This window comes from Pseudalkalibacillus sp. Hm43, assembly GCF_054170705.1.
In genome coordinates, this window is record NZ_CM135129.1 from 875329 (window position 1) to 890229 (window position 14901).

General features: G+C 43.8%; 16 protein-coding genes and 1 riboswitch. Of the genes, 1 reads left to right on the plus strand and 15 read right to left on the minus strand.

Annotation, left to right across the window (positions count from 1 at the left end; all coding sequences use genetic code 11):
- Position 1 precedes the first annotated feature (1 nt).
- Positions 2-364 carry an Asp23/Gls24 family envelope stress response protein gene (locus tag ACXQIQ_RS04670; protein WP_225065629.1) on the minus strand — a complete coding sequence of 121 codons (363 nt, stop codon included), beginning with the start codon at positions 362-364 and terminating at the stop codon, positions 2-4.
- A gap of 224 nt (positions 365-588) precedes the next feature.
- Between ACXQIQ_RS04670 and rpmB the strand changes: the two genes are divergently transcribed.
- Positions 589-777: a 50S ribosomal protein L28 gene (gene rpmB / locus ACXQIQ_RS04675; protein WP_226551145.1), complete on the plus strand. Its 189-nt coding sequence runs from the start codon at positions 589-591 to the stop codon at positions 775-777.
- Positions 778-969: 192 nt separating this feature from the next.
- Here rpmB and spoVM read toward each other — a convergent pair whose 3' ends face one another.
- The 14 genes from spoVM to gmk form a co-directional block, all read right to left on the minus strand.
- Positions 970-1050: a stage V sporulation protein SpoVM gene (gene spoVM / locus ACXQIQ_RS04680; RefSeq protein ID WP_007202502.1), complete on the minus strand. Its 81-nt coding sequence runs from the start codon at positions 1048-1050 to the stop codon at positions 970-972.
- A 112-nt stretch (positions 1051-1162) separates the two neighbouring features.
- Complete coding sequence (locus ACXQIQ_RS04685) at positions 1163-1747, minus strand: thiamine diphosphokinase (RefSeq protein WP_458026087.1); 585 nt, start codon at positions 1745-1747, stop codon at positions 1163-1165.
- A gap of 59 nt (positions 1748-1806) precedes the next feature.
- Complete coding sequence (gene thiT, locus ACXQIQ_RS04690) at positions 1807-2352, minus strand: energy-coupled thiamine transporter ThiT (RefSeq protein ID WP_439299912.1); 546 nt, start codon at positions 2350-2352, stop codon at positions 1807-1809.
- A gap of 102 nt (positions 2353-2454) precedes the next feature.
- Positions 2455-2563: riboswitch (TPP riboswitch) on the minus strand.
- A gap of 27 nt (positions 2564-2590) precedes the next feature.
- A complete protein-coding gene (gene rpe / locus ACXQIQ_RS04695; RefSeq protein ID WP_439299911.1) occupies positions 2591-3238 on the minus strand; it encodes a ribulose-phosphate 3-epimerase in 648 nt (215 codons plus the stop codon).
- 2 nt (positions 3239-3240) lie between these two features.
- Complete coding sequence (gene rsgA / locus ACXQIQ_RS04700) at positions 3241-4119, minus strand: ribosome small subunit-dependent GTPase A (RefSeq protein WP_439301935.1); 879 nt, start codon at positions 4117-4119, stop codon at positions 3241-3243.
- 9 nt (positions 4120-4128) lie between these two features.
- The gene (gene pknB, locus ACXQIQ_RS04705; RefSeq protein ID WP_439299910.1) at positions 4129-6120 is read right to left on the minus strand and encodes a Stk1 family PASTA domain-containing Ser/Thr kinase; all 1992 of its coding nucleotides are present in this window, start codon (positions 6118-6120) and stop codon (positions 4129-4131) included.
- Positions 6117-6872, minus strand: coding sequence for a Stp1/IreP family PP2C-type Ser/Thr phosphatase (locus ACXQIQ_RS04710; RefSeq protein ID WP_439299909.1), 756 nt, complete (start codon positions 6870-6872; stop codon positions 6117-6119). Before ACXQIQ_RS04710 ends, pknB begins: the two co-directional genes overlap by 4 nt.
- Before the next feature lie 16 nt (positions 6873-6888).
- Positions 6889-7935, minus strand: a complete 1047-nt coding sequence (gene rlmN / locus ACXQIQ_RS04715) for a 23S rRNA (adenine(2503)-C(2))-methyltransferase RlmN (protein ID WP_439301934.1) — start codon at positions 7933-7935, stop codon at positions 6889-6891.
- A 61-nt stretch (positions 7936-7996) separates the two neighbouring features.
- On the minus strand, positions 7997-9343 hold the full coding sequence (rsmB, locus tag ACXQIQ_RS04720; protein ID WP_439299908.1) for a 16S rRNA (cytosine(967)-C(5))-methyltransferase RsmB: 1347 nt from the start codon (positions 9341-9343) through the stop codon (positions 7997-7999).
- The gene (gene fmt, locus ACXQIQ_RS04725) at positions 9343-10275 is read right to left on the minus strand and encodes a methionyl-tRNA formyltransferase (protein WP_439299907.1); all 933 of its coding nucleotides are present in this window, start codon (positions 10273-10275) and stop codon (positions 9343-9345) included. Before fmt ends, rsmB begins: the two co-directional genes overlap by 1 nt.
- Before the next feature lie 17 nt (positions 10276-10292).
- Complete coding sequence (gene priA / locus ACXQIQ_RS04730; protein WP_439299906.1) at positions 10293-12713, minus strand: primosomal protein N'; 2421 nt, start codon at positions 12711-12713, stop codon at positions 10293-10295.
- Complete coding sequence (gene coaBC, locus ACXQIQ_RS04735; protein WP_439299905.1) at positions 12710-13924, minus strand: bifunctional phosphopantothenoylcysteine decarboxylase/phosphopantothenate--cysteine ligase CoaBC; 1215 nt, start codon at positions 13922-13924, stop codon at positions 12710-12712. The genes priA and coaBC overlap by 4 nt, the downstream gene beginning before the upstream one ends.
- Positions 13925-14053: 129 nt before the next feature.
- Positions 14054-14263 carry a DNA-directed RNA polymerase subunit omega gene (gene rpoZ, locus ACXQIQ_RS04740; RefSeq protein WP_439299904.1) on the minus strand — a complete coding sequence of 70 codons (210 nt, stop codon included), beginning with the start codon at positions 14261-14263 and terminating at the stop codon, positions 14054-14056.
- Positions 14264-14878: a guanylate kinase gene (gmk, locus tag ACXQIQ_RS04745; protein ID WP_439299903.1), complete on the minus strand. Its 615-nt coding sequence runs from the start codon at positions 14876-14878 to the stop codon at positions 14264-14266.
- Positions 14879-14901: the final 23 nt, after the last annotated feature.

The following is a 14901-nucleotide window of genomic DNA, read 5'->3' on the forward strand; positions in this document are numbered from 1 at the left end:
GTTACGGGTTCGTCACCCTCACGCCTTGAACAAAGATATTGACGGAATCAACTGATAATCCGAGCATTTGATCAAGCGTATACTTCACTTTTGTTTGAACATTGTGAGCTACTTCAGAAATTTTCGTTCCATAGCTGACGATGATATACATGTCTATGTGTACTTCATCCTCTTCTTGGCGCACGACGATTCCACGGCTGAAATTGTCACGTCCTAGAAGCTCTGTAATGCCATCTTTAATTTGCTTTTGCGATGCCATTCCGATAATACCATAACAATCGATTGCGGCTCCACCTGCAATCGTAGCGATCACATCGTTAGAGATATCAATTTCTCCATACTTAGTTTTCATTTCTATAGACATGTAGAATCCTCCCTTGGATTTAATACCTATGACTAGTGTCATTTTACTATAATATCTAACATTTTAAAAGAAAATATCAATATTGGCCAATATCATGTCAAGTAAATAAACTTGATAATGCTTGTTGCAATCTAAGAACACTCGTGCTACTATAGTGTAGTGTTTTCGTATAAACTATAAACTGCATTATTTCTCTTATTTGCAATAAAGGAGGTACATTCATAATGGCTAGAAAATGTGTTGTTACTGGTAAGAAAACAAGCTTTGGAAACAAGCGTTCACACGCATTGAACACTACGAAACGTAAATGGGGAGCGAACGTTCAGAAGGTTCGTATTCTTGTTGACGGTAAGCCGAAGCGCGTATACGTTTCTGCTCGTGCCTTGAAATCAGGTAAAGTAGAGCGCGTTTAATTGTATGAAAAGAAAATGAACCCAAGATCGGGTTCATTTTTAATTTCTGGGACCTGAAGCACCTCGCTTCCGGTCCTTTTTCGTATATTCGAGTACCGCAAACGTCTCATTCGCACCCCGATTTCGGCTTTTTCTCAGTTTCGAGTACCGCATAGACAAAACAAAAAAGCACCTCGGTTGGTGCTTTTTTGCTTACCCCTTCTTAAAGGACCCTAGGACCGCTCTTACAAATCCCCCTAAGAACTTCGGCAGTTTGATGGTATAAAATTTCATGATTCCGCCTCCTCCAACGTTAGTTTCCGCACCCAATCTCTTCGGAAAATTAACATTCTATTTAAGTATATTCGTCTACTTAAAAAAAGTACCAGGAGTTTACGTTTGCAAATCAGTCTTTGCTTCTTACCACCATAATTATGCCGTCTTCAAATGAATAAGTACCTTTTTTTGTTACAAGCTCATTTGAAATGCAGAGGGTCGAACCCCACACTAGTTCAGCTTGATCGAGGGGATACTTGAATCCTTCCAGCGTAATCCCTTTCACTTCAGCGCTAAAAGGGATGAAGGATATATAAGGGTATCGCTCGTCATGCTCCAACGAGTAATGGCCCGGATTTTTCATCATCACTTCATTCGTTCGATCGATGATCACCGTTTCAATTCCCCGATCGAGACCTTGCTTCAGCAGTTGCATGTTGATCAACTCATGATCGAGCCGGCCCCCCGTTGCGCCGTATAACTCAATACGATCAGGATCTTGTTCGAATGCCCATTGCAAAGCCAGTTCCAAATCCGTCATATCCTTTTCTTGTTCAAATGTGAACATCGCCATTTGTTCATCTTTAAGAGCAGTGATATCTTCGTCTGTTATGGAATCGAAATCACCAAAAGCAGCTGCGGGAACGATTTTTCTTTTCTGAAGAAAAAGAATCCCTTCATCTACTCCGATAAATATCGCATTTTCCTTACCCATCTGTTCAGGTAGCAAGTACTCAGGCCCTCCTGAAACTAAGCAAATCGTCTTCAATACTATCACTCTCCATGAATCAGTTTAGGAGCAGTCTTAGATAACAACACGAGTAAAATGACTGTCAACACGAATGTTGGGCCAATGTATGAAATGTTATATAGGAACGAGTACATGAATGCAGGTGTTCCTTCAGGTGCTTGGTCTGCAAAGAATGCAACGCCCGATATAACATGGCTGGCAAGTCGTAACACGCTTCCGATAAAGGTTCCAAGTATGATCATAAAGACTCGCTTGCCAAAAGTATCACTCCAGCCTGGTCTTGTGAGTCCAGCTAATCCTACCAATAAAAATGCTAGTGGGTAGTCCAGGATAACTTGTAAGAAATAATAGATATATGGATTAATCATTAGTTGTAGAAGTCCAATGAGCAAACCTGTCAGGACGCCAGGAAATAACCCTCTACGGAATGCCATGATAAAAATTGGAACCATCTCTAGTGATACAGAACCACCGAATGCCCAGGGACCACTCAGTTTAATAAATCCTAATATAATTCCTAATGCTGCCATGATGGCAACTTCCGCCATCAATAAATTACGGTTTCTCATATTCTCTCTCCCCTTCATCTCTACAAAGAAATCACTGATCTGGAATAAAAAAGCGACTGCCCAAGAGGACAGCCGCTTTCGAATAATTTTATCTATCTATTATCGATTGAAAGCCAACTTCCCTCCGCAGGTATGATCCTGTTCAGGTTCTCAGGGTCAGAAGCCTACACTTCACTCTCAATCTCTTTCGGAGATTCCCCTAGTGGTTTCTTTGTAACTATTTAATTTCTACTCCACATTATACACCACGGATGGCTTCGATTGCATCCTTCCTGTTTTCCTTTTTGTAAATCGCAGAACCTGCGACAAGGACATTGGCACCATGCTCGCGGCACAGCTTTGCGGTTTCCGGATTGACACCACCATCGATTTCGATATCGATGTCGAGTCCTCTTTCCTTACACAGGTCCGATACTGCCTTCACCTTTGGAAGAACTTGTTCAATGAAGGATTGCCCTCCAAAACCAGGATTGACCGTCATCAACAAAACAAGATCGACATCGTCAATGATGTGCTCAATCATGCTGACAGGCGTATGAGGGTTGAGGACAACGCCCGCTTTCACCCCTTGGTCTTTAATCAATTGAATCGTCCGGTGGAGATGTGGACAAGCCTCTACATGGACGGATAATATATCCGCGCCGGCCTTCGCGAACTCCGGAATATATTGATCCGGGTTTTCAATCATCAAGTGGACGTCCAAAGGGAGATCCGTAACCGGGCGAATGGCGTCTACAATCAATGGTCCAATTGTGATGTTCGGTACGAAGTGTCCGTCCATCACATCCACATGAATATAATCCGCGCCACCTAGTTCAACATCTTTAATCTCTTCTCCTAGCTTCGAGAAATCAGCAGAAAGGATCGATGGTGCTATTTTCGTCATCGTCAGTACCTCCGTTGCTTTTGTTCATTGATTTCTTGTAAAAACTTTTCGTAATGTTCATAACGGAATTGCGCAATCTCTCCATCCGCTAACGCGGCTTTCACTGCACACTTCGGTTCGGATGTATGTGTGCATCCTCGGAATTTGCAATCCGGTCGTCTGTCACGCATTTCAGGAAAATAAATCGTCAAGTCCTCAGGTTCCATATCTACAAAATCAAGAGAACTGAACCCTGGTGTATCCGCTACTAATCCTTCCCCGAAAGGAATCAATTCGACATGTCTGGTCGTATGTTTCCCACGTCCGAGGTGATTTGAGATTTGGTTCGTTTCCAAGTTCAACTCTGGATTCAACGCATTCAACAAGGTCGATTTACCGACACCCGATTGTCCAGCAACAACCGTTACTTTATCTTCAAAAACGGTTCGAACATCTTCAAGTCCGATTTCTTCGGTAGAAGAAGTTTCAATTACTTCATATCCGATTTCTCGATACACATTAAGATCGTCCTTAAGTTCTTCCGGTTGATCGAGTAAATCCAGCTTACTGAGACAGATTACTGGTAAGATATCATTAGCTTCGATATGGACGAGGAACCGATCCAAAAGGAGCGTATTGAACGCTGGCTCTTGTGCTGAAAAAATGAGAAGTGCCTGATCCACATTGGCAATCGGTGGTCTGATGAGCTCATTTTTCCGTTCAAGGATTTCTAAGACATAACCGTCTGTCTTATTGCTTGATTCGAATTCAACATCATCACCAACTAGTGGGGTCAGCTTTCGTTTCCGAAAATTGCCCCTGCCACGACATTGATACACTTCACCTTCACTTTTCACATAATAATAACCGCTCAACGCTTTAATAATCGTTCCTTTTGGCATGCAGTTCATCTACTCTCCATTCTGGAATTTTTTCGCTTCTTCATACGTATACGACTCGCTATAGTATTCTTCACCGTCGACAAATACTTTATAGCTGCCTTCTTCGTTATAGGCGATCGTCAATGGGATTTCGTACATCTTCGTCTCTTTGATTTCTTCTTCAATAATGGTTTTTTCACCGTTCACATCATTCGTGACGATTTTAACCTTATGTTTCTTCGGTTCCTTCTTATCCTTTTCATTACCTTGTCCATCACCTTCTCCTGGATTTTCCTCGATTTCAACCTCTACCATGTCTTTGATTGATATCGGATCTGGAATACCTTTCGATAAGGTGACGGTGATTTCATCTCCTGCACGGACGGATGAACCGGCAGATGGATCGGTTTTGATGATGCTTCCTTCTTTCACATCTTCAGAGTATTCCCGTTCACTCGCTTCTTTAATAGTGAGTCCGTTCTCTTCAGCATAAACTTTTGCTTCTTCAATCGTTTTACCGGTCAAATCGGCTAAATCGAATGATGGCGGTCCACTGCTCACATATAAAATCAGAACCTCTTGACCAGGAATCACCATTTCCCCTGCTGCAGGGAATTGGTCGAGGATGACACCTTCCTCATACTCCTCGCTTACCCGTTTCGTCGTTTCCACGCTTTTGAACAGGTCATTTACATTCGTCCGCTTCACGTCCTCTTCCTCTTGACCGACGTAATTTTCAACTTCGAACTTTTCAGGACCGGTACTGACAAACAACGTCACTTTGTGGTTCTCTTTTACATTCGTACCAGCAGAAGGTGTTTGCCTGATCACATTTCCTTCCTTGACCTCTGCACTCGGCTGCTCTTCTTTCTCGGGATCGAGACCGGCATCTTTCAATTTTTCATAAGCATCTGTATAAGACATGTTGATGACGTCCGGTACAGGTACTTCTTCTGTTTGTAGAATTTCCGGCCAAATCGTCAATGCAGCGACACCTGCAATTCCGACTAACAGAAAAATGGCTACAAGGATAGCGATCCAGTTTTTCTTTTTCTTCTTTTTCTTTGGTTCAGATGGCGCCTTAGCCTCGGTTTCCTTTTTAGGAGGTTCTGCTGCTGGCTTCACTTGCTCCTTTGAACTCCCGATCGGGGTCAACACCTTTGTCGCTTCTTCATCCTCATCAATGAATAGCTTAGGTTCATTTGGATGCTGGAGAGCGAATTCCAGCTTCTCCCCAAAATCTTCTACACTATCAAACCGTTGACTCGGATCTTTCGCCATCGCTTTCAGTATGATATTTTCCAGGCTTTGAGGTATATCAGGATTAAGCAACTTCGGTTCCGGAAATTGCTCTTGTAAATGCTTCAGCGCCACAGACACGGCAGATTCACCTGAAAACGGCAATCTCCCTGTGACCATTTCATATAAAACGACACCTAACGAATAGATGTCAGACTTATTGTTGGCTATTCCGCCTCGAGCTTGTTCAGGTGAAAAGTAATGAACACTTCCAAGGACAGAGTTCGTATGGGTGATGGTCGCTGAAGTAGCCGCTAACGCAATACCGAAATCCGTCACTTTGGCGTTACCTTTTTTATCTATTAAAATATTATGTGGCTTGATATCCCGATGAACGATGTGATGGTCATGGGCGTGTGCAATAGCCGAAGAGATCTGTTTCATGATTTCAATGGATCGTTCTGGCGATAACGGTCCTCGATCGCGGATGATTTGTTTGAGTGTTTGCCCTTCCACATACTCCATCACGATGAAGTAGATCTGTTCTTCCTCACCTACATCGACGATATTGACAACGTTTGGATGGTTCAAGCTTGTTGCAGATTCAGCTTCTCTTCTAAATCTCCGGATGAAGTCTTCATCTGTTGAATATTCGGACCTTAATACTTTAACCGCGACGATTCGATCAAGGATCAGATCTTCAGCTTTATAAACGACCGCCATACCACCATCACCAATGATCTCTAAAATCTTATACCGATCACTGATTCTTCTGCCGATCATTCAGACGCACCTTCTTCAGGAGCGACATCATTATGCAATAGGATCAGGGTGATGTTGTCTTCGCCACCAGCGTCATTCGCCATATTGACAAGTTGATTGGCTTTTTCTTCAATGGTTGCCTCTCCATTGACGACTTCCACGATGGATTGTGATGAAACCTTGTTGGAAAGCCCGTCCGAGCAAATGAGGAGATAGCTCCCTGATGACCATTCATAGGTCAAGTCATCGATATCAACTTCAGGATCTGTTCCAAGTGCCCGCATGACGACATGCTTCCTTGGGTGATATTCCGCTTCTTCAGCCGTGATTTGGCCGGACTTCACAAGTTCGTTGACGAGTGTATGATCGTCCGTCAGTTGGATGATTTCCTCTCCTTGGATCCGGTAACAACGACTGTCACCGACGTGTCCCAGGTGGACCTCATTCCCCTTTGCACGCAATACGATTACGGTCGTCCCCATCCCTCTGCATTCAGGATGGCTTTGTGCATAGGAATAAATTTCCTTGTTAGCGTCTTCAATTAATGAATGAATGATTTCTGATGATGTTTCTTTCTCGTTTATGTATGTATCCAAATGCTGTTTGACAAAATGGACTGCCATTTGGCTGGCTACATCTCCAGCTTGATGTCCACCCATTCCATCTGCAACCACAGCAAAAACATCGGAGGCAGAGATCGGAATCACTGCCCCGCTGTCTTCATTGTGAGGTCTCACTTTACCTTGGTCTGTCTGAAAGAATGCCTTTAACAACCTTCCTCACCTCTATTTACGTCGTTTCGTCCTTACGCTCTTTTGCACGGAGCTGACCACAAGCAGCATCGATGTCATGCCCTTGCTCTCTACGGATCGTTACGTTGACACCGCGTTCACGCAGGGTACGCTCAAATTTGAAAATTTGATTCTTAGGCGTACGGACGTAATCTCTCTCTGGTACATAGTTGACTGGAATCAAGTTCACATGGCATTTGATATCCGAAATCAAGTCGGCTAATTGTTCTGCATGTTCCACTTGATCGTTCACACCACCGAATAAACCATATTCGAATGTCACCCGGCGACCTGTTTTACGGATGTAATACCGGATGGAATCCATCAAGTCATCCAGTGGGTACATTCGATTGACAGGCATGAGGCGACTTCTGATTTCTGTTGTAGGGGCATGCAGGGAAATGGCAAAGTTGATCTGCATTCCTTCATCAGCGAAATCGTAGATTTTTGGTACGACTCCACTTGTAGAAATCGTAATGTGACGTGCGCCGATGTTCAGACCTTCATCATGGTTGATGATTCTCAAGAAGCTCATCAAGTCTTCATAATTATCGAATGGTTCCCCGATACCCATAACGACAACAGAGCTGACCCGCTCATCCGTTTCATCCATAGCACGTTGTACTTCCAATACTTGTGATACGATTTCTCCAGCCTTCAGGTTACGCTTCAATCCACCTAGTGTGGATGCACAGAATGTACAACCTAATCGGCAGCCTACCTGTGTCGTAACACAAACACTGTTTCCATATTCATGGCGCATCAACACGGTCTCGATCGAGTAACCATCTTCCAATTCGAACAAGAACTTGATCGTGCCGTCTTTTGATTCTTGTTTGATGATGGTTTTCAATGGTGTGATGACATATTCTTCTTCAAGCTTCTCTCGAAGTCCTTTAGAAAGGTTCGTCATGTCTTGAAAAGATTCAACCCGTTTCTGATAGAGCCATTCGTAAATCTGTTTTGCTCGGAAAGAAGGTTCTCCTTCCTCCTTCAGCCATTTTTTCAAATCTTCGTATCCTAATGAAAAGATCGATTTCTTGATATCAGGATTCGTTTGTTTCTCGGTTAACGGTTTTAACAATGTTCCATCACCGCCTTTTCTGTTATTTTTTCCTCAAGGATGCAATGTAAAATCCGTCACTATCAAAGTATTGTGGGAGCACTTGCAGCTCACCTTTGTTATTTGAAATGTAAGGTTGTACGGATTGAGGCATTCGTTCGTAAAATGAGACGTCCCAGACAAACTCTGGATGTTCTTGCAGGAACCGCTCGATTTGATTACGGTTTTCATCTGCTTCTATTGTACAGGTACTATACACTAATAATCCACCTGGTTTTAGCACTCGGGCGACTGATTCGAGCAAATCGTACTGGACCTGTTGAATCCTCTCGATATCTTCCGGCCGTTTGGACCACTTGATATCAGGTTTTCTCCGGATGACTCCGAACCCAGTACACGGAGCGTCCAAAAGCACCTTGTCAAAACTTTCTGCTTGGAAAAGGTTAGCCGCTTTACGAGTATCCATGGCAATCGTTTGGACGTTTTCCAATCCGAGTCGTTCAATCTGTTCATCAATCAACTGAACTTTGTGTTCATGCAAATCGATGGCTGTAATTTCACCCTCGTTGTCCATCCGTTCAGCAAGATGGGTCGTTTTCCCACCAGGAGCGGCACAAGCATCCAGCACTCTTTCGCCACTTCGGGGATCCACTGCGTAACCGACTAACATCGAACTTTCATCCTGGATCGTCAAAAGACCGGACTTATATACGTCAGTTTTCGGCAAATTACCGGATGTGACCTTGATTCCATCTGGTGTAACTTCACTCGGTTTTCCACCAACCGATTCTTTCTCGAGTCGATCAATGACTTCTTGGACCGTCGATTTCAGCCTGTTTACTCTTGCTGTAACCATAGGTGGCAGATTGTTGATCGTACACATGTCCATCGTGTTTTGTTCACCTAGCTGGTCGATCCAGCGATTAATCAACCATTCCGGGTGACTACACTCAATCGCCAATTGTAACTCTTTTTCCTTGATGGATGCAAGTGGTGGAACGCCTTTTCTTTGAACATTCCGTAACACACCATTGACGAAACCGGATGTACCTTTATGACCTTTCTTTTTGGCAATCGCTACAGCCTCATTGATGATTGCATGATCCGGTACTCTGTCCAAATAGACCATTTGATAGAGCGATAATCGAAGAAGTACGACTACCCAGTCATCCAATTTGGTCAATGGTTTATTAATGAAGGACTTCAGATAGAAATCCAATGTGTTCTTCCTCTGTACCGTACCATAGACGATTTCAGTCAACAGACCTGAATCTTTAGAGCTGAGATCATTTTTCTGGATTGCCTGATTCAACAGGAGGTTGCTGTAGGCTTGCGAGCGGTCGATCTTCAACAACAGATCCGTCGCAACTTCCCTTACGTTTTTCTTCACTATTCTTCACCAAGTTTCATGTCTGTACTAAGTTGAGCGCCAGCCACATATTGGGAAGCATCCATGCGCTTCTTTCCTGAAGGCTGAAGCTCAGTGATCCGGATCGCAATGTCATTCCCTGTTGCGACCAAAATTCCTTGTTGATCGAATTGAAGGATCTGACCAGGCTCTCCACCTTTTGCGTCTGATACCTTTTCGCCCCACCAGATTTTCGTCTGTTTACCATTCAGAAGCGTGTATGCAACCGGCCAAGGTCGAAGTCCTCTGATCTGATCATAAATCTTTTCACCGTCAGCTGACCAATCGATCTTTTCCATTTCTCGTGAAATGTTGGGTGCATAGGTGACGAGTCCTTCATTTTGCACTTCTGGCTCAATTTCTCCATTTATGAGTTTCGGTATCGTCTCACTTAATAGATCTGCCCCGGCTACACTCAATTTATCATGAAGCGCACCGACATCATCGGTTTCTTCAATTGGCACACTCACTTGTGTCAGGATATCACCTGCATCGAGTTTATCGACCATATACATGATCGTAATGCCAGATTCCTTCTTGCCATCTAATATCGCTTTATGAATAGGAGCTCCTCCACGATATTCAGGTAAGAGGGAAGCATGCACGTTGATACATCCGAACTTAGGATATGATAACAGCTCGTTCGGTAAAATTTGTCCGTATGCTGCCGTTACAATCAGGTCTGGTTCATAAGCCAGTATTTCTTCATATTCAACCCGAACTTTTTTCGGTTGGAGCACAGGAATTTCATGTCGTAAAGCTTCGTGTTTAACGGGAGGCGGGGTGATGACTTTTTTCCGTCCTACCGGCTTGTCCGGCTGGGTTACGACGGCAACGACTTCGTAGCCATCCTGGATGATTCTTTGTAGTACCGGAACCGAGAAATCCGGTGTTCCCATAAATACAATTTTCATATTATCACCTATCTCTATTACAGGATCGTTTGAGGATGCATATCGACGCTGATCGTCAGTTGGTCTTGTTGCATCCGTTTTTGATAATGCACGAGTATTTCGTTCAAGATTTCTTTCAAGTTTGGTTCATTTTTGTATTTTATCACGCATTGATATCGATATCTATCTTTCACACGAGGGATGGGTGACGCTACAGGTCCCAGTATGATCGCATTGGAGCTTAAAGATTCCTGTAGTCTCGCAGCAACCTTTTCACATATATCCACCACATACATCAGTTCTTCATGAGAAATCGTAATAAGTGCAAGAAAATAAAAAGGTGGATATTGATGAAGTTTCCTCATTTGCATTTCTTTATTGTAAAAAGTGAGGAAGTCATGCTGCTGCGCTAGCTGGATGCTATAATGCTCAGGTGTATACGTTTGAATGACGACTTCACCGGAAAGAATGTGACGTCCGGCTCTTCCGCCCACCTGGGTAAGCAATTGGAATGTGCGCTCTGCTGATCGGAAGTCTGGTAGGTGGAGCATGGAATCTGCAGCCAGGACCCCGACCAATGTGACGTTCGGAAAATCTAAGCCTTTTGCGATCATCTGTGTCCCCAGCAAGATATCCGCTTTTTGCTCGGCGAACGTGTTCAAAAGTTTTTCATGCATCCCTTTCCGGCTCGTCGTATCGACATCCATACGGATGACCGATGCTTCAGGAAGCAACCGATTCAATTCTTCTTCCACTTTTTGTGTTCCCGTTCCGAAGAACCGGATATGTTCGGATGAGCATTCGGGACAGTGAGAAGGGTGTGGAGCTTCATGTCCGCAATAATGGCATTTCAACACATTTGAGCGTTTATGATACGTCAATGAAATATCACAATGCGGACATTGGGCAACGAATCCACAGTCCCTGCAATTCACAAAGGTCGAATATCCTCTTCGATTCAGCAGCAGGACGCTTTGTTCCCCTTTCTCCAAGCGATCTTTCAATCGTTCAAAAAGAGAAGTGGAAAACAAAGAGCGGTTCCCTGAGCGTAACTCCTCTCTCATATCGACCACTTCAGCCGATGGGAGTTCTCTCTGATTCACCCGTTCATGAAGCGTACATAGTGTGTAAACGCCTTTTTGAGCACGAGCATACGATTCAAGAGTCGGTGTGGCACTCCCCAGCACGACAGGACATTGATGGAATTTCCCTCGTTCAATTGCTATGTTTCGTGCATGGTATCTCGGATTTTCTTCTTGTTTGTAGCTCGATTCATGCTCCTCATCAATAATGATGATACCTATGTTCTCAAACGGCGCGAAAATCGCCGATCTCGCCCCTACGACCACTTTTGCTTCTTTCCGTTGGATCTTCCGCCACTCATCGTACTTTTCGCCGACAGATAGACCACTGTGTAACACAGCGACTTCTGAACCGAATCTCCCTTTGAAGCGGTGAACCATCTGTGGAGTCAAAGAAATTTCAGGTACAAGCATGATGGCATCTTTACCTTGCTGGATTACCTTCTCGATCGACTGTAGGTAAATTTCCGTTTTTCCACTTCCTGTCACACCGTGGATCAGAAATGTTTCATGTTGGCGGTTTTCAATATCATCAAGGATCGGAGTGATTGCCTGTTGTTGTTCCTCAGTCAATGGAAGTGGTTCTGTATGTTTGAACTCCCTATCTTTATAAGGGTCCCTGTATACTTCTTCTTCCGTTTCCTTGAACAAGCCTTTGTCGATCAAGCTTTTGACCGTCGCCCGGGATGCGCCCGTCTCTTCCATCAGCTTCAAGGTCGGAATCTCCTCTTCTCCATGGTCAAGAACATACTTGAGAACATCTGCTTGTTTGGGCGCCTTTTTCTTCATCGCTTCAAGTGAGAGTGCCAATGCTTCACTCGAAAGATCGATATGGATGACCTTATGTTTCTTTTTCTTTCCCTTTGAGCGGATTTCATACTGTACTTCCAGTTCTCCATCACTCAAAGCTTGTTGAATTTTACGTACATCCGCTTTTTCATGCTTCAATACTTCATCCCATGTCAAACCATCCTCTGAAAGCAGACCCGGATGGAACACTTCAGGAATTCCAGATAAATCGGCCTGATCCGTCAAAAGGATTTTCTTCGAATAATTCATTTTCATCGCTGCAGGTAGCATCGATTGATAGGCCGAATGCAAAAAACAAAGTGTGTTCTCCGCAATCCATTTTCCGAGTTCGATCAATTCACAATTCAGTATCGGCGATGGATCCACAATGTCTTCAATCTTCTTCAAACGGTTATGCTCAGATGTATCTTTCAAGGCAATAACGAATCCAGTCAATTTCCTCGGTCCAAACGGTACGACCACCCGCATCCCGATACTGATGACTTCTTCCAGGTGCTCAGGAATCCGGTAATCAAAAGTCTTATCCGTCCCCATCGCCGGGACATCTACAATTACTCCTGCTATCATTTATGATCAGGACCTTCCAAATATCTAAGGCATTCCTTCAAGACGATTTCAGCAACTTGCCTTTTTGATAGAAGTGAACTTTCCATTTCATGCCCATCCCGACCATAGATGAAGACTTGGTTCGTATCTCCTTCAAATCCTGAGCCTTGCTGCGAAACATTATTCGCGACAATCATGTCGAGATTTTTCTTTTCCATCTTTTCTTTGGCGTAACGAGTGACATCATCCGTCTCGGCAGCGAATCCGACCAGGACCTGGTGATTTTTTCTCTTGCCGAGTTCTTTTAAGATATCTGTCGTCCGTTCCATCTCAATGGATAGGTTGCCGTCCTTCTTCTTCATCTTGGATTCAAAAGTTTCTTTCGGTCGGTAATCAGCTACTGCAGCAGATTTGATGACAAGATCTGCTTCGTTGTACTTTTCCATGACCGCCTCATACATTTCTGCAGCACTTTGGACTGGAATGAAATCGACACCGTATGGCTGTTTCAAATGCGATGGTCCACTGATTAAAGTCACATGGGCTCCAAGGGAAACTGCAACTTCCGCAAGAGCATATCCCATCTTTCCGGAAGAGCGGTTTGTAAAGAAACGGACAGGGTCGATCTGCTCTCGAGTCGGTCCCGCCGTAATCAATACGTGCTTACCACTCAATACCTGGTTCTCTTCCTCTTCAAAAAATTCCTGAACGGCTTTTAAGATCTCTTCAGGTTCGGCAAGACGTCCTTTCCCAACGTATCCACAAGCCAACAATCCTTCACCTGGCTCGATGAAGCGGTGTCCGAAATCAGCCAAACGCTCCATATTCGCAAAAACGGCGGGATGCTCATACATATGGACATTCATAGCCGGTGCAATCATGATTGGAGCCGTTGTAGCCAATAAGGTCGTGGAGATCATATCATCTGCAATCCCATTCGCCAACTTACCGATGCTGTTCGCAGTCGCTGGAGCGATGACAACGAGATCTGCCCAATCTGCTAAATCGATATGGGCAACCCCGGATGGGTCCTTCTCATCGAACGTATCATGATAGACGTGATTTCTTGACAGCGTTTGGAAAGTAAGTGGCGTGACGAATTTCATTGCCGATTGAGTCATCATCACTTTCACGTCATAACCTGCTTTGCTCATTTGGCTAGTCAATGCCGCAGCCTTGAATACTGCAATACCACCAGTTACACATAACAAGATCTTTTTCTTTTCAGACACTGAAACCATCCCCCGGAATATATGGTATACATAATATTTTTCCCGTTACTCGTTTATTGGTATTAATCTAGAATACTAACATCATTCAAAGGCTGAATGAAAAAAAGAACAACCTATGAAATAGGTTGTCTATCCTTCTCGATTGCTGTTCATGTCATAGCTCAGTTTGCCTTCAATGATTTCTTCCAATGCCTTGCCTACAGGCTTGTTAGACTTGGACTGCTCTAATGCTGAAGCAGGTGATTGTTGGATGATGCGAGCTCGTTTTGCTGATAACGTAACCAATGTGTACTTTGAATCTAATTTTTCCATTAAGGAGTCAATAGATGGATAAAGCATTTATTCTACCTCCAATAATCGTAGATATTGTTGTTTAATGCGATCTTTCTTACAATGTTCAGCAATCGCGATGGCTTTGATTCGGTCGCAAGCTGCCTGGATTTCATCATTTTCAACGACATAGTCGTAATGATCCATCATTTCCAATTCCTCTTTCGCGACGCTCATGCGATTGTTGATGAGATCTTCGGTTTCGGTACCCCGACCGACGATCCGGTTTCTCAACTCGTCCAGACTTGGTGGTACCAAGAAGATGAATACCCCTTCCGGAACAAGCTTACGTACTTGTAATGCACCCTGAACTTCGATTTCTAACAGTACATCTTTTCCAGATGCCAATGTATCTTCTACATATTTCAGTGGTGTGCCGTAATAGTTTCCAACATACTCTGCATACTCGAGTAATTCGTTATGCTCGATCATTCTTTCAAATTCTTCACGTGACTTGAAAAAATAATCGACACCATCTTGCTCCCCTTCACGAGGATTCCGGGTCGTTACGGATATGGAAAACTCCAATCCATCCCATTGTTGTCGTAGTGATCGATTCACTGTCCCTTTCCCAACTCCGGAAGGACCAGATAAAACGAATAAAATGCCTCTTTCTTTTTTCATTTCTCCTTACACCTCAGTCAATC